At 59.3% G+C, this 24848-nt stretch carries 19 protein-coding genes; 13 read left to right on the forward strand and 6 right to left on the reverse strand.

The features are described 5' to 3' along the window. Positions 1-2: 2 nt before the first annotated feature. From aceE to CTR2_RS12600, 9 genes are all read left to right on the forward strand, one after another. Complete coding sequence (aceE, locus tag CTR2_RS12560) at positions 3-2717, forward strand: pyruvate dehydrogenase (acetyl-transferring), homodimeric type (RefSeq protein WP_012838308.1); 2715 nt, start codon at positions 3-5, stop codon at positions 2715-2717. A gap of 18 nt (positions 2718-2735) precedes the next feature. Beyond that, positions 2736-4430 carry a dihydrolipoyllysine-residue acetyltransferase gene (gene aceF, locus CTR2_RS12565; protein WP_087083658.1) on the forward strand — a complete coding sequence of 565 codons (1695 nt, stop codon included), beginning with the start codon at positions 2736-2738 and terminating at the stop codon, positions 4428-4430. A gap of 114 nt (positions 4431-4544) precedes the next feature. Then, a complete protein-coding gene (locus tag CTR2_RS12570) occupies positions 4545-5420 on the forward strand; it encodes a hypothetical protein (protein ID WP_087083656.1) in 876 nt (291 codons plus the stop codon). 91 nt (positions 5421-5511) lie between these two features. Next, entirely contained in the window at positions 5512-7350 is a 1839-nt protein-coding gene (gene lpdA / locus CTR2_RS12575; RefSeq protein WP_087083654.1) for a dihydrolipoyl dehydrogenase, read from the forward strand. Positions 7351-7560: 210 nt separating this feature from the next. After that, positions 7561-8328 (forward strand): FRG domain-containing protein, encoded by a 768-nt coding sequence (locus CTR2_RS12580; RefSeq protein WP_087083652.1) that lies wholly within the window; start codon positions 7561-7563, stop codon positions 8326-8328. Between the two features lies 1 nt (position 8329). Further along, positions 8330-9373 (forward strand): DUF262 domain-containing protein, encoded by a 1044-nt coding sequence (locus CTR2_RS12585; RefSeq protein WP_087083650.1) that lies wholly within the window; start codon positions 8330-8332, stop codon positions 9371-9373. A 928-nt stretch (positions 9374-10301) separates the two neighbouring features. Beyond that, on the forward strand, positions 10302-10562 hold the full coding sequence (locus tag CTR2_RS12590; RefSeq protein WP_087083648.1) for a helix-turn-helix transcriptional regulator: 261 nt from the start codon (positions 10302-10304) through the stop codon (positions 10560-10562). After that, a complete protein-coding gene (locus CTR2_RS12595; protein ID WP_087083646.1) occupies positions 10552-11835 on the forward strand; it encodes a type II toxin-antitoxin system HipA family toxin in 1284 nt (427 codons plus the stop codon). The genes CTR2_RS12590 and CTR2_RS12595 overlap by 11 nt, the downstream gene beginning before the upstream one ends. Positions 11836-12066: 231 nt before the next feature. Then, complete coding sequence (locus tag CTR2_RS12600) at positions 12067-12543, forward strand: GFA family protein (RefSeq protein WP_087083644.1); 477 nt, start codon at positions 12067-12069, stop codon at positions 12541-12543. Between the two features lie 143 nt (positions 12544-12686). Here the strand turns inward: CTR2_RS12600 and CTR2_RS12605 are convergent, their stop codons facing one another. The 3 genes from CTR2_RS12605 to CTR2_RS12615 form a co-directional block, all read right to left on the reverse strand. Beyond that, the gene (locus tag CTR2_RS12605) at positions 12687-14057 is read right to left on the reverse strand and encodes an MFS transporter (protein ID WP_087083642.1); all 1371 of its coding nucleotides are present in this window, start codon (positions 14055-14057) and stop codon (positions 12687-12689) included. A 796-nt stretch (positions 14058-14853) separates the two neighbouring features. Further along, entirely contained in the window at positions 14854-15210 is a 357-nt protein-coding gene (locus CTR2_RS12610; RefSeq protein WP_087083640.1) for a zinc ribbon domain-containing protein YjdM, read from the reverse strand. 195 nt (positions 15211-15405) lie between these two features. Beyond that, positions 15406-16317, reverse strand: a complete 912-nt coding sequence (locus CTR2_RS12615) for a LysR family transcriptional regulator (protein WP_087083638.1) — start codon at positions 16315-16317, stop codon at positions 15406-15408. Positions 16318-16405: 88 nt separating this feature from the next. On the opposite strand from CTR2_RS12615, the gene CTR2_RS12620 reads away from it, so the two are divergent. Next, entirely contained in the window at positions 16406-17755 is a 1350-nt protein-coding gene (locus CTR2_RS12620; protein WP_087083635.1) for an MFS transporter, read from the forward strand. Next, the gene (locus CTR2_RS12625; protein WP_087083634.1) at positions 17752-18153 is read left to right on the forward strand and encodes a hypothetical protein; all 402 of its coding nucleotides are present in this window, start codon (positions 17752-17754) and stop codon (positions 18151-18153) included. Before CTR2_RS12620 ends, CTR2_RS12625 begins: the two co-directional genes overlap by 4 nt. Positions 18154-18162: 9 nt before the next feature. On the opposite strand, the gene CTR2_RS12630 is transcribed toward CTR2_RS12625, so the two are convergent. The 3 genes from CTR2_RS12630 to CTR2_RS12640 form a co-directional block, all read right to left on the reverse strand. Further along, complete coding sequence (locus CTR2_RS12630) at positions 18163-20019, reverse strand: vWA domain-containing protein (protein WP_087083632.1); 1857 nt, start codon at positions 20017-20019, stop codon at positions 18163-18165. Further along, on the reverse strand, positions 20019-21086 hold the full coding sequence (locus CTR2_RS12635) for an AAA family ATPase (RefSeq protein WP_087083630.1): 1068 nt from the start codon (positions 21084-21086) through the stop codon (positions 20019-20021). Before CTR2_RS12635 ends, CTR2_RS12630 begins: the two co-directional genes overlap by 1 nt. An 80-nt stretch (positions 21087-21166) precedes the next feature. Then, positions 21167-22078 carry a LysR family transcriptional regulator gene (locus CTR2_RS12640; RefSeq protein WP_012838320.1) on the reverse strand — a complete coding sequence of 304 codons (912 nt, stop codon included), beginning with the start codon at positions 22076-22078 and terminating at the stop codon, positions 21167-21169. A 204-nt stretch (positions 22079-22282) separates the two neighbouring features. Between CTR2_RS12640 and CTR2_RS12645 the strand changes: the two genes are divergently transcribed. Together CTR2_RS12645 and CTR2_RS12650 are read left to right on the forward strand one after the other, a co-directional pair. Continuing rightward, positions 22283-23626, forward strand: coding sequence for a DUF3100 domain-containing protein (locus CTR2_RS12645; protein WP_087083628.1), 1344 nt, complete (start codon positions 22283-22285; stop codon positions 23624-23626). Positions 23627-23641: 15 nt separating this feature from the next. Next, positions 23642-24817: a M20 aminoacylase family protein gene (locus CTR2_RS12650; RefSeq protein ID WP_087083626.1), complete on the forward strand. Its 1176-nt coding sequence runs from the start codon at positions 23642-23644 to the stop codon at positions 24815-24817. Positions 24818-24848: the final 31 nt, after the last annotated feature.

Consider the following 24848-nt stretch of genomic DNA (forward strand, 5'->3'; position numbering starts at 1 on the left):
CAATGACAGCTCAGACTGATCCCAAAGGCGCTGGCTTTCCTGCCGGCCTGGACCAACAAGAATCGCGCGAGTGGATGGATGCCCTCTCTGCGGTGATCGACCGCGAAGGTGCGGACTATGCTCACAAGCTGATCGAGGATCTGCTTGAACACGCTCGCCAAAACAGCGTGGACATGCCTTTCTCGGCCAATACCGGCTACGTGAACACCATCGAAGTCGACCAGGAAGAAAAGTGCCCCGGCAACCTCGAGATCGAAGGTCGTCTGCGTGCCTACATGCGCTGGAACGCCATGGCCATGGTGGTCAAGGCCAACCGCATTCATCCCCCTGAAGGTGGTGATCTGGGCGGTCACATCGGCTCCTTCGCTTCGCTGGCCAATATGTTTGCGGCCGGCTTCAACCATTTCTGGCACGCGGAGAACGAAAACCACGGCGGCGATTGCCTGTACATCCAGGGTCACGTTTCGCCCGGCATCTATGCCCGCGCTTACCTGGAAGGTCGTATCTCCGAAGAGCAACTGCTGAACTTCCGCCAGGAAGTGGACGGCAAGGGGCTGTCGAGCTACCCCCACCCCAAGCTGATGCCCGACTTCTGGCAGTTCCCCACGGTGTCCATGGGCCTGGGCCCGCTGATGGCCATCTACCAGGCGCGTTTCCTGAAGTATCTGCACGCACGCGGCATTGCCAACACCGAAAACCGCAAGGTCTGGGTGTTCTGCGGCGACGGTGAAATGGACGAGGTGGAATCCCTGGGCGCCATCGGCCTGGCATCGCGCGAGAACCTGGACAACCTGGTTTTCGTGATCAACTGCAATCTGCAGCGCCTGGACGGTCCCGTGCGCGGCAACGGCAAGATCATCCAGGAGCTGGAAGGCGAATTCCGCGGTGCCGGCTGGAACGTGATCAAGCTGCTGTGGGGCAAGGGCTGGGACGAGCTGCTGGCCAAGGACAAGGACGGCGTGCTCAAGAAGATCATGATGGAATGCAACGACGGCGACTATCAGGCTTTCAAGGCCAACGATGGTGCCTACGTTCGCCAGCATTTCTTCGGTCGCGATCCTCGCGCGCTGAAGATGGTCGAGCACATGTCCGACGACGAGATCTGGAACCTGCGCCGCGGCGGCCACGATTCGCAGAAGGTCTACGCAGCATTTGCCGCTGCCAACGGCCACAAGGGTCAGCCTACCGTGCTGCTGGTCAAGACCGTCAAGGGCTTCGGCATGGGCAAGGTCGGTGAAGGCAAGAACAACGTTCACCAGACCAAGAAGCTGAGCGACGAGGACATCAAGGCCTTCCGCGATCGCTTCAACATCCCGATCCCCGACAGCCAGATCGCGGACATTCCTTTCTACAAGCCGGCCGACGATACGCCGGAAATGAAGTATCTGCACGAGCGCCGCAAGGCTCTGGGCGGCTACCTGCCGCACCGTCGCCAGCAAGCTGACGAGCAGTTCACCGCTCCTGCGCTGGACACCTTCAAGGCCATCCTGGAGCCCACACCCGAAGGCCGTGAAATCTCCACGACCCAGGCTTATGTGCGTTTCCTGACGCAGCTGCTGCGCGACAAGAACATCGGCCCCCGCGTGGTGCCCATTCTGGTGGACGAAGCCCGTACCTTCGGTATGGAAGGCCTGTTCCGTCAGGTTGGTATCTACAACCCTCACGGTCAGCAATACACCCCGGTCGACAAGGACCAGGTGATGTACTACCGCGAGGACAAGGCCGGCCAGATCCTGCAGGAAGGCATCAACGAAGCCGGCGGCATGTCCAGCTGGATCGCTGCGGCCACCAGCTACAGCCATAGCAACCGGGTCATGATCCCGTTCTATGTGTACTACTCGATGTTCGGCTTCCAGCGCATCGGCGACCTGGCCTGGGCGGCTGGTGACCTGCAAGCGCGCGGCTTCCTGCTGGGCGGCACCTCGGGCCGTACTACGCTGAACGGCGAAGGCCTGCAGCACGAAGACGGTCACAGCCATATCCTGGCCAACACCATCCCCAACTGCGTAACCTACGACCCCACTTTCGCGCACGAAGTGGCTGTGATCATGCAGGACGGTCTGCGTCGCATGGTGCAGAACCAGGAAAACATCTTCTACTACATCACGCTGCTGAACGAAAACTACCCCATGCCCGGCCTGGAAGCCGGCACGGAAGAGCAGATCCTCAAGGGCATGTACATGGTCAAGCCTGGCCAGAAGGTGCCCGAGAGCGGCCTGCGCGTTCAACTGCTGGGCTCCGGCACCATCCTGCGCGAGTCCTTCTTCGCCCAGGAACTGCTGGAAAAGGACTGGGGCATTGCCGCCGATGTCTGGAGCTGCCCGTCGTTCAACGAACTGACCCGCGAAGGTCAGGAAGTGGACCGCTTCAACATGCTGCACCCCCTGGAAGCCGCCAAGGTTCCGTTCGTGTCCCAGCAACTGGCTGCCCACCCAGGCCCTGTGATCGCTTCGACCGACTACATGAAGGCCTACGCAGAGCAGATCCGTCCCTACATGCCCAAGGGCCGTACCTACAAGGTGCTGGGTACCGACGGTTTCGGTCGCTCGGACTTCCGCGCCAAGCTGCGCGAGCACTTCGAAGTCAACCGTCACTACATCGTGGTGGCTGCACTGCGCGGTCTGGCCGATGAAGGCAAGATCAACGCCACGACTGTGGCCGAAGCGATCAAGAAGTACGGCATCAACGTCGACAAGATCAACCCGCTGCACGCCTAAGAAGGGGAGACAGATAACATGGCATTGACAGAAATCAAGGTCCCCGATATTGGCGACTTCTCCGAAGTCGGCGTGATCGAAGTGCTGGTCAAGGTGGGTGACACCATCAAGGTCGAGCAATCCCTGATTACCGTGGAGTCCGACAAGGCTTCCATGGAAATCCCCTCCAGCCAGGCTGGCGTGGTCAAGGAAATCAAGGTAGCCTTGGGTGACAAGGTCAAGGAAGGCTCCGTGGTCGTGATGCTGGAAACCGCCGACGCGGCTCCCGCACCTGCCGCCGCCGCACCCGTGGCTGCCCCCGTGGCCGCTGCTCCTGCACCCGTGGCCGCTGCTCCTGCACCCGTGGCTGCAGCTCCTGTGGCCGCGGCTCCTGCAGCGTCTTCCACCGTGGACATCAAGATCCCCGATATCGGCGACTTCAAGAACGTGGCCGTGATCGAGATGCTGGTCAAGGTGGGCGATACCGTGGCTGTCGAGCAATCGCTGTTCACGGTGGAGTCCGACAAGGCCTCGATGGAAATTCCTTCGCCCTCGGCTGGCACCATCACGGCGCTGACCATCAAACTGGGTGATACCGTCAACGTGGGCGACGTGGTCGGCCAGATGACGGTGCAGGGCGCAGCAGCTGCTCCCGTGCAGGCCGCCGCTCCCGTGGCAGCCGCTGTTGCCGCCCCCGTGGCTGCTGCAGCTGCTCCTGTGGCCGCTGCTCCCGTGGCTGCAACACCTGTGGCAGCGCCCGCAGCCCACAACCCCACGGTGGCGCCTTCGGGTCAGCTGCCCCATGCTTCGCCTTCGGTGCGCAAGTTCGCTCGCGAACTGGGCGTGCCTCTGGCAGAGGTCAAGGGTTCGGGCAACAAGGGCCGCATCACGGCCGAAGATATCCAGTCCTTCACCAAGTCGGTGATGGCTGGCGCCGTGCAGACCCTGGCTCAGCAGGCTGTGGCTCCCAAGTCCTCCGGCGGCAATGTCGGTGGTCTGGAAGTGCTGGCCTGGCCCAAGGTCGACTTCGCCAAGTTCGGTGCTGTCGAGCGCAAGGAACTGTTGCGCATCAAGAAGATCTCGGGTGCCAACCTGCATCGCAACTGGGTGGTCATCCCCCACGTCACCAACAATGACGAGGCCGACATCACCGAGCTGGAAGCCTTCCGCGTGTCCACCAATGCCGAAAGCGCCAAGGCCAAGAGCGACGTCAAGGTGACGATGCTGGCTTTTGTGATCAAGGCCGTGGTGGCTGCGCTCAAGAAGTTCCCCGAGTTCAACGCCTCTCTGGACGGCGACACTCTGGTCTACAAGCAGTACTTCAACATCGGCTTTGCCGCTGACACGCCGAACGGCCTGGTCGTTCCCGTGCTCAAGGATGCCGACAAGAAGGGCATTCTGCAGATCAGCCAGGAAATGGGCGAGCTGGCCAAGAAGGCCCGCGACGGCAAGCTGGGTGCTGCGGACATGCAAGGCGGCTGCTTCTCGATCTCGTCTCTGGGCGGCATCGGTGGCACCAACTTCACGCCCATCATCAATGCGCCTGAAGTCGCCATTCTGGGTCTGTCCAAGGGCGCCATGAAGCCCGTGTGGGACGGCAAGCAGTTCGTGCCTCGCCTGATGCTGCCTCTGTCGCTGTCGTACGACCACCGCGTCATCGACGGTGCAGCAGCCGCACGCTTCAACGCCTATCTGGGCGCTGTGCTGGCCGACTACCGCCGCATCCTGCTCTAAGCAGCTGACAGGCAGGCCGATTTTAGTGAAATCGGCCTGTAGCGCTTATCTGAACTGCGCAAGCAGCTATCTTTTTAGATGCTTTGCGCTTCACCTTGCCAGCCCATGAGTGAGATGAAGAACCTGAGACAGCATCCCATCGAGCATCTGCGTGGCGTCATCCCCGGCATCCGGCCTTTTCCGGATGTGGCTGACGTCTTCGCCGAGCCGGTCGAGAAGTACGCGCGGCATTTTTTGCCGCTGGTCAGCATCGACCTGGCGCTGCTCGACGATGCCTGGAGCGGGCCGCTTCATCTCGTCGCCCCTTGCGAGCCCTACGAAGGGCAAGTCGGGGAGTGGGGCGGTGAGGAGTTTGGCAACGCGCTGCTCAAGCCTGACTGGCTGGCTTTCAAGCTCAACGAACAAGGCAGGTACGAGCTGCTGGGCGACTGGCGCTACTTCATGCTGGAGCAGGATCGGGCCGACTGGGCGGAAAAATCGCTCGACTGGCGCGAGGTGCGCAGCCAGCATCGTGAACTGGTCAAACTTGGGGTTGTGCCGCCGTTTGAACTGCACCACGAGGCCAAGTACTCATGGCGCGATGTGATGGAGCTGCATTACGCAATCCAGCACGCGGCCTATGAGCAGGCCAGGCGGGACTTTCTGGCCCATGGCTGGAATGCCGCCAAGCCCTGGAATGACGCTGCTGAAGTTGCCAAGCTGCCTTTGTATGAGCCAGGCACGGACTGTTATGACTCCACTTCAGGGCGCTATCTGCTCGGCGTGCTGGGCGGGCCTGCGTGGGGTGGTAACTGGAGCAATCTGACCAACCCGCTGCTCAGCGGCATTGGTACGGATGACGGTATTCACCCCATTCACCCGGAAACGGGCGCTGCGTTCGAGTTCATCACCAGCACCTATGCCAACGAGTTCACGGGGCATGACTGCGAAATCCTGCTGTTCTACGAGCCCCAAAGCCGTACCGTGCTGCAGACCTTTGATTGGAGCTAAGGCGTCACCGTCCGGCTTCAAACCGAGAAAAATCGTTTTTGCTGCCTGATCCTTCAGGCGGCGCAGAGACAAAACCAAGATAGGAGCGCATATGAGCCTCATCGATATCAAGGTACCCAACATCGGCGACTTCGCCGAAGTGGGCGTGATCGAACTGCTGGTCAACGCCGGCGACACCGTGTCCGTGGACCAGTCCCTCATCACCGTGGAGAGCGACAAGGCCTCCATGGAAATTCCTAGCAGCCACGCTGGCGTTGTGAAGGAAATCAAGGTCAAGGTCGGTGACAAGGTTGCCGAAGGCTCCGTCGTGCTGTCGCTGGAAGTGGCAGCCGGTGCTGCCGCACCGGTACAAGCCGCAGCGCCTGCGCCCGCCGCAGCCGCTCCCGCACCTGTGGCCGCCCCCGTGGCTGCCGCTCCAGCTCCCGTGGCCAGCAACTTTGCCGGCACCGTGGACATGGACTGCGACGTGGTCGTTCTGGGCGGTGGCCCTGGCGGCTACTCCGCCGCCTTCCGCGCAGCCGACCTGGGCCTGAAGGTCGTGCTGGTCGAGCGCTACGCCACCCTGGGCGGTGTCTGCCTGAACGTGGGTTGCATCCCCTCCAAGGCCCTGCTGCACGTGGCTGCCGTGATGGGTGAAGTCAAACATCTGGAAGTGGCTGGCGTGAAGTTTGCCGCTCCTGAAGTGAACATCGACCAGTTGCGCGGCCACAAGGAAAAGGTCATCGGCAAGCTGACCGGCGGTCTGGGCCAGATGGCCAAGATGCGCAAGGTCACCGTCGTGCGTGGCTACGGCAACTTCGTGTCTGCCAACCACATCGAAGTCGAAGAAACCACCGGTTCAGGCCAGGAAAAGACCGGCAGCAAGAAGATCGTTCAATTCAAGAACGCCATCATCGCTGCAGGCTCGCAAGCCGTGCACCTGCCTTTCATGCCCAAGGACCCCCGCGTGGTCGATTCCACCGGTGCTCTGGACCTGAAGGAAGTGCCCAAGCGCATGCTGATTCTGGGCGGCGGCATCATCGGCCTGGAAATGGGCACCGTCTACAGCACCCTGGGCGCACGCTTGGACGTGGTGGAAATGATGGACGGCCTGATGCAAGGCGCCGACCGCGACCTGGTCAAGGTCTGGCAGAAGATGAACGCGCCACGCTTCGACAACATCATGGTCAACACCAAGACCGTGGGTGCCGAAGCCACGCCCGAAGGCATCAAGGTCACGTTCGCTCCTGCCAAGGACGGCGTCACCGTGCCCGAACCCCAGACCTACGACCTGGTTCTGCAAGCCGTGGGCCGCACGCCCAACGGCAAGAAGATCAGCGCCGACAAGGCTGGCGTGGCTGTGACCGATCGCGGCTTCATCGACGTCGACATCCAGATGCGCACCAATGTGCCCAACATCTTCGCGATCGGCGACATCGTGGGTCAGCCCATGCTGGCACACAAGGCCGTGCACGAAGCGCACGTCGCTGCTGAAGTCATCGCCGGCGAACTGCAAGGCAACAAGGAACTGGCTGCTGCCGCCTTCAACGCCCGCGTGATTCCTTCGGTCGCCTACACCGACCCTGAAGTGGCATGGGTGGGTCTGACAGAAGACCAGGCCAAGGCACAAGGCATCAAGGTCAAGAAGGGTCTGTTCCCCTGGGCTGCTTCCGGCCGCGCCATCGCCAACGGTCGCGACGAAGGCTTCACCAAGCTGCTGTTTGATGACTCCCCCGAAGCCCACGGCCACGGCCGTATCCTGGGCGGCGGCATGGTCGGCACACACGCAGGCGACATGATCGGCGAAATCGCCCTGGCCATCGAAATGGGCGCGGACACCGTGGACATCGGCAAGACCATCCACCCCCACCCAACCCTTGGCGAGTCCATCGGCATGGCGGCGGAAGTGGCGCACGGTTCCTGCACGGACGTGCCACCCACACGCAAGTAAGCGTATCGATCAAGCGTTATCGCTTGCTAAAAAAGGCAGCCTTTGGGCTGCCTTTTTTTAGCTGCTTGCGTTTTATAAGTGAGTACTAGTTTATACAAATAGCAATATTGTTGCTCATTTCTTGTTCTTAAGATTTATCTGTGATGTTTGACAGGATTTTTTCTTGCTGAAATAATGGAGCCAAATTTTTATTTGGAAAAAGATTTTCGAATGATTAAAGAAATAAATATAAATTCTTTGACAAGCTTCACGAATGCAATTGAAGAATATTTGAATATAGATCCAAATATTAAATGGTTTAGGGGGTCTGGTAATGCTAAGGAGCATAAGCTTGAGCCAAGTCTTTTTAGGCACAAAAAGGTTAAAAACTCTGAAATAGATGTGGTTGATTTAGAGGCAAATATTAAAAGAAGGTTTGCCCAGACTAGCCCCCCTTTCTACGAAGGGAGAATTGCATCAAACGACTTTGATGCAATATTCATGCAGCAGCATTTTGGCGTGCCAACTAGGTTGCTTGATTGGAGTGAAAATCCATTTATTGCTCTTTATTTTGCTTTGTCCTCTTCTGAAAAAGATAAAGATGCAGTGGTTTGGATGCTTGATCCAATAAAGTGGAATAAAAAATCTTTAAATAATCAAGGTCTCGATAGAATACCGGATACTTCGTTCGAAAATGCGAGGAGGTTTCTTTCTAATCCGGGGGACGATTTTGCGATGTCTGATCCTATTGCGATTTATGGTGATCATATAAACTCAAGAATAACGGCCCAGAGAGGTAATTTTACAATGTTTTGTAAATCACTAACTCCAATGGAAGATATCGGGTATGCGGGAGATTCTTTAATTAAGATATTAATTCCTTCTTCAGAGAAAGACAATCTTTATAAAAAAATGCTTTCTATTGGATATACGCATTCCGTTATATATCCAGATTTCTCTGGTCTAAGTGTTGAGTTGAAAACTTATTTTGGGTTCTAAAATGAGCGAAGAAAAATTTGTAGTTAGACCATTTTCTACAACGAGTATAGGTTGGTGGTATGCAGAGAGAGATATGCTTGATTTATCTCCTCCTTATCAAAGGAAATCTGGGATATGGAATACTAAGGATAAGGCCTATCTTATCGATTCAATAATCAATGGATTTGATATGCCTAAATTTTACATAGCTGATTTTTCTTATTACAGCAGTGAGCTGAATAAGTCTGGGAAAATGTATGCTGTGATTGATGGGCGACAGCGTTTTGAAGCTATTTTTGATTTTATGGATGGGTCTTTAAAATTAGATAAAGATTTTATTTATTTTGCTGATCCAAGTGTGAAAATTGCGGGTTTGAATGCAGTTGAAATTAATAATCGATATCCTAAAATATTCAAGCGCTTCGAAAGCTTTAATCTTTCAGCGATGGCTGTTTTGACAAATAGAGAGGGGAGAATTAATGAATTATTTATTCGTTTAAACAAAAGTAAGCCATTAACTGGATCGGAGGTGAGAAGCGCTATTGTGAGCGAGGCTGGTCGCGTAATAAAAGAGGCTGCTGCTCATAAATTTTTTACAAATAATGTTGATTTCAGTAATCTGAGAAAACAACATGAAAATGCTGCGGCAAAAATTGTACTTTTTGAGCATAGAGGTGGTTTTGTTGAGACAAAGAAAGTAAATCTTGATAGATTTGTTTTGCAGGCCGTAAGTGCGGAGAAAGATTTTAAGGAAATTGAAAATACTGTTAAGAGAAATCTAGACTTGTTAGCTAAAAGATTTGATGTTAAAGATGATCTTTTGAAAAATTCTGGCGTAATACCAGTTTATTATTGGCTTGTTAGAAATAATCAAAAAATTAATGATATTAGAGATAGAATTGAAAGCTTTGAAGTTCTTAAGAAAACGGATTTAAGTAACCCGGATATCATCTCTTATATTAATGCAAGTCGAAGCACTAATGATGAGCATAGTTATCGTGTTCGATATTTAATATTGGATCGTTTTGTTAAGACCGGGCTGTTGGATAATTACTATGATTTTTAGTATCTATTTAATTAAATTGGTTTTTAAAATTGAAGAAACTCGGGACTTTGCCGTTTAGTGATATATCGTCGCAAGCGACAGATGCAGGGGCGCGCCCGGATAGGCGACTTTCTTTTCTTGCTCGTGCAAGCAAAGAAGGCAAAAGATACGCCCCTACTGTCCGCGTCCCTACACTTCGCTACGGGCAAACCTGCGTCACGCTATTCAGACTGAGGTGCGGAAAAACTCGCTTGGCGCTGGGTGCGTCGCTCAAACAAAGTACCAAAAATTTGATAATGATGCATGGGCGCTCTTCGGTACCAATGCCTGCTGCCTGAACAGCAGCCGCAGGCGTAGACACAAGGGTGAGGAGCCGGGATTGGGCGGCTTGCCTGATTTGTGACGAAATGGCTTCTAGCACTTACTTATCAAGCGGTAGCACCTATCTATTTTGATAAAGAAGCTATCCCGCCTCCCTTGCCCTTTCGCCCGCGCCTGCGATGGCTGCCTCTTGTTGCGGGCAGCTGCACTGCAGAGTGCAAACGCATCATTATCAAATTTGTGCCAATTTATTTGAGCAGCAGTGAGTTTTGCAGCACGGCAACAAGAGGTTGGCGGCGCAGGTTTGCCCCATGGTGCAGCGAAGGGGGACGCGGCAGTAGAGCCAGGCGCTTTGTCTACTTTCTGGCCACAGAAAGTAGGTTGCTCGTCGGGGCGAAACCCGGTATCTGTCCTTCAATCAGGCATGAGGCTAAAACAAAATAACAAGCCAAAACCTTTTCATCCCTAATCAAAATAATCACAAGAAGCTATCAAATCAGTATCGCTTTGTCGCCAGCAACAGAGGGCGCGCTGGTTGGGTAATTTCCCGATCAGGAAATATAGATTCCTTTTCACGGTGCTCTGGCGCATAATTTCCCGAACGGGAATTTTTAGACTCAGTCACCTCATGTCCACGATCCATACCACCGACCAACTAGGCACCGCTCTGCGCACAGCCCGCAAACAACTGGGCCTGACCCAGCCTCAACTCGCCTTGGCCGCAGGCGTGGGCACGCGATTTATTGTGGATCTAGAGGCTGGCAAGCCCACGGTACGGCTGGAGCATGTGCTACGCGTGATCGATGCGCTGGGCGGGGAGTTGCAGCTGGGAGGCTTGCCGGATACAGCTTCTGAGGGTGTAGCAGAGGGTGCAGGCCATGGCGCATGAACTCGACGTCTGGCTGTTTGAGCGGCGCGTCGGCAGCCTGTCACTGGTGCATGGACGGCTGAGCTTTGCCTATGCGCCCGCCTGGTTGGCGCTGCCGCAGGCTACGGCTTTGTCGCAGTCGTTGCCCTTGCAGGCCGAACCCTTTGGCGATCATCAGACCCGGCCTTTCTTCGCCGGTCTGCTGCCCGAGGGGCAGATGCGCCGCTTGATTGCCCAGCAGTTTCAGGTGTCGGGCCAGAATGATTTTGCGTTGCTGGACTATATTGGCGGCGAGTGCGCGGGGGCGGTGACTTTTCTGGAGCCGGGGCAAGCCTTGCCGCAGACTAACGGGACTGGGGCGACCGGGGCAGCGGCCGATGTGGATTGGCTCAGCGATGAAAAGCTGCTCGCTCTGCTGGACGAGCTACCGCGTCGCCCTATGCTGGCGGGAGACGACGGCCTGCGGCTATCTTTGGCCGGCGCGCAGGATAAGTTGCCCGTGGTTTTTGATGGTCAGCGCTTTGGCCTGCCGCGCAACGGCGCGCCCAGTTCGCATATTTTGAAGCCCGCCATCCATATGGTGGAGGACAGCGTGGCCAATGAAGGCTTTTGCATGCTGCTGGCTGAGGTGATGGGGCTGAGGCCTGCCAATGCCCGAGTCCATAGCGTGCTGGGTCGCTCGTTTTTGCTGGTGGCGCGCTACGACCGCGTGCTGAAGAATGATGCACAGCATTCGCCGCAACTGCAGCGAATGCATCAGGAAGACTTTTGCCAGGCGCTGTGCGTGGTGCCCGAGACGAAGTACCAGAACGAGGGCGGGCCAGGCCTGGCGCAATGCTTTGCCTTGCTGCGCAGCGTGACCCGCCCCAGCGCGCCGCAGGTGTTGAGGTTGCTGGATGGGGTGATCTTCAACGCGCTGATAGGCAACCATGATGCGCATGGCAAGAATTTCTCTCTGCTTTATGGCGGGCGTAGCCCTGTGCTGGCACCGTTCTACGACCTGCTGGCTACGGCGATCTACCCCCAGCTGATGCCCAAGATGACAATGAAGATTGGCAGCAAATACAAGTTCTGCGAGCTGGAGGCCAGGCATTGGGAGCAGTTTGCCGAAGAAGCAGGCCTAGCCAAGGCCGCGACGCGCAAGCGTTTGCAGGAGCTGGCGAACGAGCTTCCCATCACTGCTCGCAAACTTCAGGCCGCGCAGCAGCATGGTTTTGCGGGCAATGCGGTGGTGGAGCAGATTGTGCAATTGATAGAGCAGCGCTGCGCCTTGACGCTGCGGCGCATGGCCTGAGCGCGCGCGATTTCACGCCTAGATCGGAGCGTAGCGATGTCAATTTAATTTCCCGAACGGGAAATATTGATTGAAATCAGGTGCTGCAAGTCAAGAATTTCCTGATCGGGAAATTTTATACTTCATAGCTTCTTGTGCTTGCTGCATAAGCACTTGAGTCTGATTTGATGGATATTGAATGTCGCTGGTTTCAGCACTACCGATAAGAACCGTATTGATGGAGACAAACCCGTGCCAACCCCCAGCCTTGATTTTTCCCGACCGCTCCAAGCCGCCTGCCACTGCGGCGCAGTGCGCTTTACCGTGCTGCTCAGCGACGGTCTGAACACCGCGCGGCGCTGCAATTGTTCGTTTTGCCGCATGCGTGGGGCGGTGGCCGTGTCGGCAGAGCTCAGCGGAATCGAGGTGCTGCAGGGCCAGGATGCGTTGACGCTCTACCAGTTCAACACCGGGCAGGCCAAGCATTTCTTTTGCAAGCATTGCGGCATCTATACCTTCCATCAGCGACGCTCGTCGCCGCATCAGTATGGTGTGAATGTGGCTTGCATAGCGGGCATGAGCCCGTTTGACTTTGCCGAAGTGGTGGTGAGCGAGGGGCGCTCGCACCCCAGCGACCGCCGCGCAGGCACTGCTGCGGGCAAGTCTGTGGCGGCAGGCTGGCTGAGTTACAAGGCGAATCCCTTGGCCGAAGCGCAGCTTGAGGAATGATTCTGATAGCTGCTAGTGCTTCAAAGGGTAGCGTTAGCGGTCATTTTTAATGAAATCTTCTGCGTCCGGCATCGAAACTGCCAGCCAGTAGACCGGCGGGCAGTGCAGGTGGGGCGCTGCCTGGCAAGCGCGCCCGGCATGGCTTAGCCGCGCCTAGTCTTGGAGCCGCGCGCTGCCAGCATCAGCACCAGTGCCGAGAGGATCAGCATCACCAGCACGAGATAAATGCTGTACTGCTTGTTGCCTGTGTATTGGGTCATCAAGCCCGCCAGTGAGGGGCTGGCGGCCGAACCCAGATTGCCCAGGCTGCTGATGAGGGCGATGCCACCGGCGGCCACGGCCGGTGACAGATAGTCGCTGACCAGGGCAAAGAACAGCGGGGGCAGGGCCGCAAGTCCGATCAGCGTGAAGGCCAGGGCAATCAGCGAGCCCTCAAGATGGCCGTGCATCTGCAGGGTGACGATCAGGCCGGCAATGGCCATGCCGGTGGCGATGAACAAATGCCTGCGGCGGTCGCGGAAGCGGTCGGAACTGATACCGAAGGCAATCATGCCGAAGAAGCCCGCCACAAAGGGAATGGCCGAGTAGATGCCGACATGCAGCACGTCCTGCACGCCCAGGCCCTGAATCACGGTAGGCATCCAGAAGACAAACAGATAGGTGGCACCGTGCATCATGAAATACACGAGTGAAAGGGCATAGACCTTGGGGTCGCGCAGCAACTGTCCCAGAGTGGCGCTGCTGTGGGCCGCCTTTTGCCCGTGGCCGCCGTGGTGAGCAACTTGGCCGCTGTCGTTGGCGATGTTGTGTTGCAGGCGCGCTTTTTCGGCGTCTGTCAGCCATCCTGCGTCGGCCGGCTTGTCCTGCAGGTAGAAGTAGAGGATAAGACCCAGCATGCAGGCGGGAGGGCCCTGGATGAGAAACAGCCATTGCCAGCCATGCAGGCCGTCGATGCCATCCATATATTTGAGGATGGCGCCGCACAGCGGTCCGGCCACGATGGCCATGGCCATGACGGCTGAAAGAAAGATGGAGATCACGCGGCCACGGCGGGCTGAGGGGTACCAGTAGGTGAAGTAAAGAATGACGCCGGGGAAGAAGCCGGCCTCGAACGCGCCCAGCAGAAAGCGTGCGACATAGAACTGCATGGGAGTCGAGACCCAGGCCATGGCCGTGGCGATGACACCCCAGACCAGCATGATGCGCATCAGCGTCTTGCGCGTGCCTATCTTCTCCAGCAGCAGATTGCTGGGCACTTCAAACAGAAAGTAGCCTATGAAGAACAGACCCGCGCCAAAGCCGTAGGCGGCGTCGCCGAAATCCAGCGTCTGCTTCATCTGGATCTGGGCGTAGCCGATGTTGATGCGGTCCAGATAGGCGACCATATAGCAGATCAGCAGCAGGGGCAGCAGTCGCCAGCTGACCTTGGCATACAGCGCGTTGTCTGCATCGATGTCGTGGCTGGTGTCCTGCCTGGGCGTTGCGCCCGAAATGGTCGTCGCGCTTGGGGTCATGCTTGTCTCTTGGAAGTTGGTATGGGGCGCCGGGCGGCTCCTTGCGGCACGGGTTGCAACATCACGACGTAGACGCTGCAAGCCGCTGTGCTAGGGCTATGCCGGACTTTTTTTGTTGTCTTGAATACAGGGGGAACTGCGCAGAGGCCCACAGCATCAAGCCGTAGGGCATAGGCTGCCAAGTCTTGGTGCCAGGACCTCACGAGGTCACGGCGGAGACTGTGGTTGTGACCAGTGATTGGGTTGCTTGCCTTCGAGTTCCCGGTTCATTTCCTGCTATTGCCCTTCATGGCCTGGACCTGGCTGAGCACAGGTATGCATCAGCCTGTCTTGACCTCTGCGGGGCAGAAATCAAGGAGTTCGAGGGGGCAATGTAGGGCTGGTGCCCTGAATGGACTTAACGCATGCCGCAATTTAGTTGCCAGATCATGACATCCGAGGGTAAGCCTTAGGGTCGGCCTTGCTGCGGCAAGGCAGCGGGAGATGCTGCAGTTTTGAGCGGCGATGGCGTGCGCGATCGAGAGCCATGCTGCACTTGCACTTGCACTTGCACTTGCACTTGCACTTGCACTTGCACGGGGGCAGACAGCCGTTTCATCTGCAGATAGCTGATGTGGCCGAGTATGTCTTTTTGATAACGGCCAGCGCTTTGAGTATGGGGATAGGAGCCAGTTGGGCTTTTATGCGCACAAGCGGGTTGCCAGAGCTTTTGAGCCGCCGCATTGTGTTTGCGGATACGCCCGGCATGGCTCCGGGCGTTGGTGGGTCGCGGGGTTCAGCGATGGGGAGCGCTGCCTCAGGCCTTTTTCAGAAACTCGGATTTGAGAATGAATGGACCCTGGTCCGTCTTGCAATCCACGTCATGGTCACCGTTGTCATAGACCAGGCGAATGCCTTTGATCTTGGTGCCTTTTTTGATGACGGTAGAGGAACCTTTGACCTTCAGGTCCTTGACCAGCAACACGCTGTCGCCGTCGGCCAGCGGCGTGCCGTTGGCGTCCTTGATGATGCGCGGGCCGTTGTCTTCATCGGCAATGGTTTCTGCATGGGCCGACCATTCATGGGCGCAGTCGGGGCAGATCAGCAGATCGCCATCGGGATAGGTGTTGTCCAGACCGCATTGGGGGCAAGAGGGGAGGGGGGCTGTGCTCAAGGATTCGCTTCCGTTCAAAGAGTAAGCACCAAGCCTAGCTGCTAAACAGTAGTGTCCCGGATTGGTGCGGATTGCAAGACGGCCATGCCCGAGGCTAGGGCGCAGCCGCATGGCATGAATTTTATGTTTTTGATAGCTGCTGGCGCTTTCTGGGTAAGCATCAGAGGTTGTTTTGTCTTGAGTTTTTGTGGGAAATCAACGCACCAGATGCTCGGCCAGAAAGTCGATGAACGCCCGTGTCTTGCGCGGCAGGTGGCGGCTGCCGGGGAAGACCAGATGAATCGGCTGGCTGGGCAGGGCGTACTCGGGCAGCACGCGCTGCAGCTGGCCGCTGCGCACATCGTCCTGCACCAGCCAGTCGGGCAGCACGGCCACACCAAGACCCGCCAGCGCCAGCGCACGAATCGCGCTCGATGAATTGGACTGGTGGGCCGCGCGGCCCAGCACCTCGGCCTGCTGGCCTTGGGCGCTTTCCAGCACCCAGTGCGTGGGGTTGTCCAGATTGCTGTTGGCAATCCAGGGCAGATCGACCAGGTCTCGCGGCTGCTGCACGGCTTGCAGGCCAGTCAACCGGGGCGATGCGACCAGCCAGATTTCATAATCTGCCAGCTTGCGGCTTTTGAGGCTGGAATCGGCCAGGCTGCCCAGGCGCACGACCAGGTCGAGCTTTTCGGCTACCAGATCACTGAGCGAGGAGTTGGCATCGTGGATGATGGCAATGCCCGGGTAGCGCTGCACAAACTGCGGGATCAGCGGCAGCACATAGCGCTCGCCAAACTCGGCCGTGGTGCTGATACGTAACTGTCCGCGCAGGCGGCGGCTGCCGTGCTGGGCATTGTCAAATGCAGCTTCGATATGGCCGAAGATCTGCTTGAACTCGTCATAGAACTGCTGGCCGCTTTCCGTCAACGCCACCGACCGCGTGCTGCGCACCAGCAAGGTAATGGACAGGGCTTCTTCCAGCGCCTTTACATGCAGGCTGGCCATGGCTTTGCTGATGTTCAGGTAGTCGGCGGCCTTGGTGTAGCTGCCCAGTTCCACCACGGCCAGAAAAGTCTGCACGCGGTGAAGCTGGGTGTGGATGGCAGTGCTTGTGGTGGCGGCCATTGTTCAGTTCAGTCAAACAAAGTATCAAGCATAGCGGTATCGACGCGGGCAACCGCGCTGCCTACCATGCGCAGCTCAAAGGACAGACATGAGCTACCGTTACCGCATTGCCCTGGTGTTTCTGACCGGGTTTTTTATCGACTGCATCAATATCTTCATGCCCGCCGTTGCCTTGCCACGCCTGGCTGCCGAGTTTGAGACTGCTAGCCTGGACACCGCCTGGGTGGGCAATGCCTACATCCTGGGTCTGACCTTGGTGATTCCCATCAGCACGTGGCTGGCTAGCCGCTGGGGCGCGCGGAGTTTGCTGGCGGCTTCCATGCTGGTGTTTGCACTGGCCGTGGCGGCTTGCGGCCTGGCGGGCAGTTTTACGGCCGTGGTGGTTTGGCGCTTCGTGCAGGGAATGGCCGGTGGGCTGTTGATTCCCGTGGGGCAGGCTATGGCCTTTGCCCTGTTTCAGGGGGCGGAGCGTGCACGGATCTCCACCTTGGTCATGGCCGTGGCCCTGATTGCACCGGCCTTGTCGCCTGGGCTTGGCGGACTGATTGTGGACAGCAGTTCCTGGCGCTGGGTTTTTTTTGCCAATATTCCGCTGGCTCTGGCTGCCGCGCTGCTGGCATGGCTCTGGGTATGCGATTCGTCCGAGCCATCGGCTGTGGCCAAGCCTGATATCACCGGGCTGCTGCTGATCAGCACCGCGCTGGCGGCCGTGCTGCTGGGCATGTCGCTCTACGGCGCGGGCCATAGCTGGGGCGGGGCGCTGCTGTGTCTGGCCGTTGGGTTGGTGGCGGGCGCGCTCTATCTGCGCCACTGGCGCAAAGCGGCAGACCCAGTGGTCGAGCTGCGCCTGCTGCGCAGCCCACGCCTGCGGGTGTCCATGGCCGTGTACTACGCCGTGCCCGGTGTGTTTACCGGCGTCAATCTGCTGAGCCTGTTTTTTCTGCAAGACCTGCTGGCACTGAGCGCCCAGCGCTCGGGCATGTTCATGCTGGTCTATGCCGGCGGCGCGCTGCTGGCCATGCTGCTGTGCGGCCGTATCTACAACCTCGTGGGGGCGAGGCCGCTGTTTGTGGTCAGTCTGCTGCTGCACAGCCTGGGTATTGCCTGCCTGATGGCGGTGAACAGGGCGGACGATCTGCTAAGCCTAGTGCTGGCCTATGCCCTGATGGGCCTGGGCGGCGGTCTGGCTGCCAATGCCGCGCAAACCACGGCGCTGATGGATTTTCACGGGGCGGATATGCCGCAGGCAAGCGTGATCTGGAACATCAACCGCCAGATGGCATTCAGCGTGGGCGCGGCCCTGTTTTTGATGATCTTCAACCTGCTGCAGTCGCATACCGGTGCGCTGGCGGCCTATCACGCAAGCTTTGCCGTTGCCGCTTTGGCCGGGTTGCTGCCGCTGACCTGTTTACACACTCTGAAAGAAAAACACGTATGAACGACCAGAATCTCAAAGCCGCCGCAAAAAGCGTTCAAGATGTGCATGTGCTGATCCAGACCGTCTTTACCCAACAGGGCGAAGCCGCCCAGGCCGCCCTCAATGCGCTGATGCCGGTGTTTGCCGAGCACTTCAGCATGGTCACCACCGGCGGTCAGATCGTGACGCGCGCCCCGGTGCAGCAGATGTTTGAGGGCGCTGCTGGCGGCAGGCCCGGTTTGCAGATTGCCGTGGATGAGCTGAAAACCGTCTTGCATGCAGGCCCGCATGTGGCATTGCGCTACCGTGAAACGCATAGCTTGGCGGGCGCGGTCACGGCGCGCTATTCCACGGCGATTCTGGAAGTCGCAGCTGGCGGCGTGCTGTGGCATGCGCTGCACGAGACAGCTATTGCTTGATCTTGAATCTCAACCCATCACAAAGATGGGCGCAGTTGTGCGAAATGGCAGCCTGCGGCCTGCAGGCAGCAGATAGGCATGCTCGCGCGGCACGCGTAGCTGGTCGCATTGACCATCGGTGATGATGAGGATGGGGCCGTCCTTGGGAAAGTCATCGGTCTGTAGCAGCAGATCCACGCCGGGCTGTAGCACGGTGCCCCCCCGACCCTTGAGTGCGATGCGCTGGGCCATGTCGGCAGCGGGCAGATAGCCCAGGTCGTAGGCCGCGGCGTCGCAGCAGATCAGGCGCACGGCGGGTACATCCTTGGCCTCGGCGTAGCTTGCGATGGAGCCCAGGGCCTTGGCCAGGACATGGCGCTCCATCGATCCCGAGGTGTCCAGCACCACACCAAAGGTGCGGCCTTCCAGCCAGCGGCTGTCGGCCTGAATGCGCGGCCTGGGAATCTCGGGCGTGGCACTTTGGCGGCGGCTGATGCGGGCATAGCTGCGTCGCGTCTCTATGGGAGGGAAGTGGTGATCGAACCAGCGTGCCAGTTCCACCTGCCAGTCAATCGGCGGCTGCAGCAGAGCGCGGATTTCCTCGATCAATCCCGCAGGCAGCATGCCGCGTGCGTCTTGCTCGTGGCGCAGCAGGCCTTTGCCCAGCTGGGTTCGGCAGAACTCGTCGATATCGGTGTAGTCACCCGCGTTGCGCTGGCCGCCCACATTGCGCTCCAGCATGTCGCCCTGGCCACCGGCCAGGGTGCGCAGCTTGCGCATGCGGCGCAGATCGCCTGCGATGCGGTCGTAGACCTCCTCGGCGCTGAGCCCGCGCAGCTCCGGGTCGTAGAGCATGCCAATGCCCGGCGGCTGGCCTACATCCATCTGGATCAGCCAGTCGTTGATGACAAAGTCGCAGGCCACGTTCCACAGAAAAGGCTCACGCCCGCGCCGGCGCGGCAGGTGGCGCAGGGCCACATGCAGCACTTCGTGGGCGATAACGAAACGCAGTTCCAGCTCGGACAGGCGCGGGCCGGGGTTGATGTAGATGGTGCGCAGCATTTCGTCGACCGCGGCGACGGCAATGTCCTCACGCTCGCAGATGCTGGCGTCCTCAATGATGTCAAACGCCGCGACCATGCTGCCCAGCAGCGGAAAGCTGTCCATAAACCAGTGGCGTGCGCGGTCCAGCGCGCTGCTGGCAGGGCGGCTCTGGCCAAACTCGCGGCGCACGCCCGCAGCCATTTCCACGGATTGGGTGACGGAGCGAGCCAGGCCCGCAGCAAACATTTCGGGCCAGTTGCCGTACCTGCGCCAGTACGGCTGAGGCTTGCTGGTGGATGAGGCCGGCTCAGGCCATTGCTCTGGCAAGGCCAGACTGGGGTGAGCGCCGCCCTGGCCGGGACCGGCAAGACTCAGCGCCTGCGCCCAGGCGGGTATGCCCTGTTCGCAGAACTGGGCATACCACTGTGCCTCGTCGCGCTGGGGCAGTCCGTCGGGTAATTCCATGCCTTCGGGCGGACGGCCGAGCTTGATGGTCTGGATGAAGCGGGCCGTGACCACATCGCAGGCCGCGCTCCATTGCGCCCAGTGGCTGCGGTCGCGCTGAAACAGCTCCAGCGCGAAGCTGAGCGTGGCCCGCCCCAGGCAATACGCCCATTCCTCGGGACTGGCCATGCGCTTGGGGTGGATGTCGATCTGGCCGGTAAAGCGCTGGTGGTTGAGGCTGGCCTGCGCCCAGCCATGGATCGGACAGCCTGACTGGGCGCCGCGCACAAAGCCCAGGCTGCGGCTGAGTTCGCTAAAGATGGGGTGTGCCTGCAGCATGGCCAGGCCCTGCGTATAGGCCAGGGTGGCCGGCGTTTCGCGCGTTGGAGCTTTGGCCATCAGGCTCTGGCCGCTTCGCGCGCTTCCACCAGGCGCGGCAGGTCGCGCACGATTTCCACCATATACCAGGCGGGCAGGGTCTGGCCGTCGCTTTCGGCGGTGACGATCTGGGCCATTTCCAGGCTGATCTGGGCCAGCTCCTTGAGCATGGCCTTGGAGCGGTGCACGGTTTGCTGCAGCTCGCCGCCGCTTTGCTGCTTGTCGGCGGGCAGGATCTTGAGCAGACGCGCACGGAAGGCCTGGGCCAGGAAATACAGCACATCCCTGTCCTGCGGCGCATGGGGCCAGTTGGCGTCGCCCTTGAAGATGGCGTCCAGACGGTGACGGTCGTCGGCCAGCTTGTAGAAGGCCTTGAACTGCGCCGCATGCTGGGGCGTGAGGCAGCCGCTGCTCAGGGCTTCCAGCGTCTGTAGGTTCAGCGCATCGCCATAGGAGAGCAAGGCGTCGCTGAGCATATGCCAGGAGCGCGGCGTGGAAAACGCCTCTTCATGTTTGGGTGGCTGGCTCCACAGGTGATCGGGGCGCTGGGCCAGGTATTCGAGCACCAGGGTATGCAACTGGGCCTGCTGCGCCCATTGCAGCCACTCGCTGGCGCTGACCTTGAGCTGCACGTGAATCATGCGGTTGATCAGCGCCGAGGACATGGTGCGCACAATCGCGGAATCCTGGGCACGGTTGCCAGCCGCAATCACGATGGAGCCCTCGGGCATCAGGTACTCGCCCACGCGGCGCTCCAGAATCAGGCTGTAGAAGGCTTTTTGCACATCCTGGCTGCAGGCGTTGAGTTCGTCCAGGAACAGGCAATAAGGCTGCTCGCGCGCAATCATGGCGGGCGGGCAGAAGCGGGTCACGCCGTCAATGATCTGTGGCACGCCCAGCAAGTCCTCGGGTGCGAGCTGGCTGCCCAGCAGGGACACGCAATCAAGCCCCACGCTTTGCGCAAAGTTCTGTACCAGTGCCGATTTGCCTATGCCTGGCGGCCCCCAGATGAACACGGGGCGTACGGTTGCGACGTTGAGAAGGAATTCGCTCAGTTGCGAGGGGGTGAGAGCCAGACTGGTTTGCATGCTGCGTGCAGTCTAAGGCAAGTGCAGCAGCGTCCTCAGCATGCTCAGGCGGCCTGACCTGTAGTCTTACGGGTCGCCGCTCATGGTTCCTGGAACGCCTGCATGCCCTGCATGCAATACAGCAGAAAGCGATTGGCAGCAGGGGACAGATGGCGGCCGGTGCGAGTGATGAGCTGCATCTCCGCATCCTGAAATGCAGGGTTGTGAATGGGAATGGCGCGCAGGCGCCCGCTTGCCAGCTCGGCCGTGACGGAGCAGGGCGGCAGCAGGGTCACGCCCTGGCCGCTGGTGACAAAGGCCAGCAGCACGCTGATGAGATTGCTGGTCAGCGCGGGGCTGAGGTGGATCTTGTCCTTGCGTTCGGCATATTCCACGAGCTGGCGAATGCCATACACACCTTGAAGCATGGCAATAGGCCATTGGCTGAGCTCCTGCAGCGAAGTCTGGGCAGCGCTGGCCAGCGGGTGCTGGGAGTGGACGATGGCGTGCATGGGCTGGCGCGCCGTACCGCGTGCGGTGATATGGCTGTCGGCGGGCGGGTAGTAGACTAGGCCGATCTCGGCAGCGTCCTCGCGAATCCGGCGCATGATCTCGGTCGTGCCGTAGATTTCCAGCGAGATGCTGACGCCCGGATATTGCTGGCGAAAATTGCGTATGGGCCCGTCGATCAGCTCCTGTGCAAAACCCTCGCCGCTGACCACGCTGACGCTGCCGCTGTGCAGCCCGCGCAGCGCATCGACCTTGGCCAGCATGTCGTGGCGGTGGGCCGTGTGTTCGCGATGATAGTCGAGCAGCAACTGGCCGGCCTCGGTAGGTACCACGCCGTTGCGATGGCGCTCCAGCAGAGCCAGGCCCAGTTCCTCTTCGAGCAGGCTGATCTGGCGGCTGACGGCCGAGGGCACGATGCCCAGTTTTTCGGCGGCGGCACGGACAGAGCCGCAGTAGACGGCTTCAAACAGATAGCGGGCACGGGAGTCTTGAAAGGCGGACATGCTGTGATTGTCGTCGCCAAATTACATCTGTATTCATACGTATGTTCACTTTTTTAGAACAGAAAAAGAATGCGTATGCAATAAATGCATTGTTATATTCAGCGCCCGCATGGGTGAGCGCCAGCTTGGGCTGGCCGTGCCCATTTTCAGGGTTCAAAGCTATTTCAGCGCGTCGGCAGCGGCCGTCGTGCGCAAGGAAAGTTGATGCGTACAGAGGTGCAGCCGGCCAAGGCCGCGTTGAATGTGGGCAGCGTGGTGCAGGTATTTGCGCTGGCGCTGGTGATCGCGGCATTGTCCGAGTGGCTGGGGCCGCTGCCCATTGCGCTGGGCGTGGGCAAGGTGGTGCTGCTGCCCATGATCTGGGCGCTGCTCATCGGCCTGGTGCTGGGTCTGCTGCGCAAGCGCATGCCCGGCCCGCTGCAGCTGAGCCTGTACAGCCAGAATCTGGCCGCCGCCGTGCTGTCCTGCGCGCTGTTCCTGTTCATTGCCAAGCTGGGCCTGCTGGTTGGTAGTTCGCTGCCCAAGCTGGCGGAAGTCGGCTGGGGACTGGTGTTGCAGGAGTTGGGCAACTTGGTCGGTTGCGTGGCCCTGGGCATGCCCGTGGCGCTGCTGCTGGGGATCAAGCGCGAAGCGATTGGCGCGACGTTCTCCATCGGCCGTGAACCGGGCCTGGCCATCATCGGCGAGCGTTTCGGCATGGATTCGCCCGAAGGCCGCGGCGTGCTGGCCGAGTACATCACAGGCACTCTGATCGGCGCCATCTTCATCTCGCTGCTGGCCGGCTTTGTCTCCAGCCTCAATATCTTCCACCCGCTGGCCCTGGGCATGGGCGCCGGCGTGGGTTCGGGCAGCATGACGGCCGCCGCCGTGGGCGCGATCGCCGCCCAGCATCCCGAGATGAGCGACCAGATTGCCACCTTTGCCGCTGCCGCCAACCTGATTGCGACGACGGTGGGCACTTATCTGACGCTGTTCATCTCGCTGCCGCTGGCCTTGCGTGCCTATCAATGGCTGGAGCCGATTCTGGGCCGCAAGCGCAAGCAGGCCGTTGTGGAGCAGGCCGTAGACCTGTCTGCCGCCAAAGATGAAGAACAGGCGCAGGTTCCGGCGCTGGGTCTGGGCATGCGCTTCGCTTCCTGGGTTCTGGTCGGCGCCATGGTGCTGATCGGCAACCGCATCGGCCATGGCGTGCCGGTGATGGATGCGCTGCCCGGCGTGCTGCTCATCATTGCTGCAGTGTTTGTCGGTGATCTGATCTATGTCGGCACGCGCCGCATACTGCCTGCCGTGTGCTGGATCTCGTTCATCGCCATGGCCATGACATTCCCGCTCACGCCTTATGCCGCCGAAGTGGCTGCGCTCACCAGCAAGGTCAACTTCCTGGCCATGATCACGCCCATGCTGACGTTCGCGGGCCTGTCGCTGGCCAAGGACATCCCAGCCTTCCGCCGCCTGGGCTGGCGCATCGTCGTGGTTTCGCTGCTGGCCAATGCCGGTGTGTTCCTGGCTGCGACCCTGATCGCCCAGACCTTTGTCCATACGCTGTAAAGCCGGAACACGACCATGATGAACACCATCAAGTGGCCCGGCCAGCAGGAACTTCAAGCCTGGCGCCATGACTTTCACCGTCATCCCGAAACCGCGTTTCAGGAGCACCGCACCAGCGCACGCGTGGCCGAACTGCTGAAGAGCTTCGGTCTGGAAGTGCACACCGGCCTGGCCGGTACGGGTGTGGTTGCCGTGCTCAAGGGCAATATGGGCGCAGGCCCATCCATCGGCCTGCGCGCCGATATGGACGCGTTGAATGTGACGGAGCTCAACCAGTGCGAGCATGCGTCCACGCACGCCGGCCGTATGCATGCCTGCGGCCATGACGGCCATACCAGCATGTTGCTGGGGGCGGCCCAGGCTCTGGCCTCGGCGCCCGATTTTGCGGGGACCGTGCATTTCATCTTCCAGCCCGCCGAGGAAAACGAAGGTGGCGCGCGAGCCATGATCGAAGCCGGCTTGTTCAAGCGCTTCCCCATGGACGCGGTCTACAGCATGCATAACTGGCCGGGCCTGCCTGTGGGAACGGCAGCGCTGCATTCCACGGCCGTGATGGCGGCCTTCGACATCTTTGACCTGACGCTGACCGGCAAGGGTTGCCATGCCGCCATGCCCCATCTGGGCAAGGACGCACTGCTGGCTGCCTGTCAGCTGGTGACTCATCTTCCCGCGCTGATTGCGCGCGAGCAGGAGGTTCACAAGCCGGCCGTGTTGAGCGTGACCAGCTTCAACGCCGGCGATACCTATAACGTGATGCCCGAAGTCATCAAGCTGCGTGGCACCGTGCGCTGCTTTGACATGCCTCAGCGTGCACGCATCGAACAGCGTTTTCGCGATGCGATTGCCGCGACTTGCGCGCTGCACGGCCTGGAAGCCCATCTCGACTACCGCGTCAGTTACCCCGCAACCATCAACAACCCCCAGCATGCCGAAGTCTGCGCCGAGGTGCTGACCAGCGTGCTGGGCGAGGGCAAGGTGCGCCGCGATATGGTGCCCAGCATGGCCTCGGAAGACTTTGCCTTCATGGCGCAGGAATGCCCGGGCGTCTATATCTGGCTGGGCAATGGCGAGGACAGTGCCTCGCTGCACAATCCCAAGTACGACTTCAATGACGCTAATCTGCCGCTGGGTATGCGTTACTGGGTGGCGCTGGTGGGTCGTCTGCTGAAGGACGGCAAGCTGCCAGCCTGACAGCGCAGCTTTGCCATACATGCCTACGCCG

The sequence above is a fragment of the Comamonas thiooxydans genome, assembly GCF_002157685.2.
GTDB classification, from domain to species: Bacteria; Pseudomonadota; Gammaproteobacteria; order Burkholderiales; family Burkholderiaceae_C; genus Comamonas; species Comamonas testosteroni_H.

Bases quoted from the DNA above. Each gene is read 5' to 3' on its own strand.
- aceE (WP_012838308.1), top strand. From the start codon at position 3: ATGACAGCTCAGACTGATCCCAAAGGCGCTGGCTTTCCTGCCGGCCTG.
- aceF (WP_087083658.1), top strand. From the start codon at position 2,736: ATGGCATTGACAGAAATCAAGGTCCCCGATATTGGCGACTTCTCCGAA.
- CTR2_RS12570 (WP_087083656.1), top strand. From the start codon at position 4,545: ATGAAGAACCTGAGACAGCATCCCATCGAGCATCTGCGTGGCGTCATC.
- lpdA (WP_087083654.1), top strand. From the start codon at position 5,512: ATGAGCCTCATCGATATCAAGGTACCCAACATCGGCGACTTCGCCGAA.
- CTR2_RS12580 (WP_087083652.1), top strand. From the start codon at position 7,561: ATGATTAAAGAAATAAATATAAATTCTTTGACAAGCTTCACGAATGCA.
- CTR2_RS12585 (WP_087083650.1), top strand. From the start codon at position 8,330: ATGAGCGAAGAAAAATTTGTAGTTAGACCATTTTCTACAACGAGTATA.
- CTR2_RS12590 (WP_087083648.1), top strand. From the start codon at position 10,302: ATGTCCACGATCCATACCACCGACCAACTAGGCACCGCTCTGCGCACA.
- CTR2_RS12595 (WP_087083646.1), top strand. From the start codon at position 10,552: ATGGCGCATGAACTCGACGTCTGGCTGTTTGAGCGGCGCGTCGGCAGC.
- CTR2_RS12605 (WP_087083642.1), bottom strand. From the start codon at position 14,057: ATGACCCCAAGCGCGACGACCATTTCGGGCGCAACGCCCAGGCAGGAC.
- CTR2_RS12615 (WP_087083638.1), bottom strand. From the start codon at position 16,317: ATGGCCGCCACCACAAGCACTGCCATCCACACCCAGCTTCACCGCGTG.
- CTR2_RS12620 (WP_087083635.1), top strand. From the start codon at position 16,406: ATGAGCTACCGTTACCGCATTGCCCTGGTGTTTCTGACCGGGTTTTTT.
- CTR2_RS12625 (WP_087083634.1), top strand. From the start codon at position 17,752: ATGAACGACCAGAATCTCAAAGCCGCCGCAAAAAGCGTTCAAGATGTG.
- CTR2_RS12630 (WP_087083632.1), bottom strand. From the start codon at position 20,019: ATGGCCAAAGCTCCAACGCGCGAAACGCCGGCCACCCTGGCCTATACG.
- CTR2_RS12635 (WP_087083630.1), bottom strand. From the start codon at position 21,086: ATGCAAACCAGTCTGGCTCTCACCCCCTCGCAACTGAGCGAATTCCTT.
- CTR2_RS12640 (WP_012838320.1), bottom strand. From the start codon at position 22,078: ATGTCCGCCTTTCAAGACTCCCGTGCCCGCTATCTGTTTGAAGCCGTC.
- CTR2_RS12645 (WP_087083628.1), top strand. From the start codon at position 22,283: ATGCGTACAGAGGTGCAGCCGGCCAAGGCCGCGTTGAATGTGGGCAGC.
- CTR2_RS12650 (WP_087083626.1), top strand. From the start codon at position 23,642: ATGATGAACACCATCAAGTGGCCCGGCCAGCAGGAACTTCAAGCCTGG.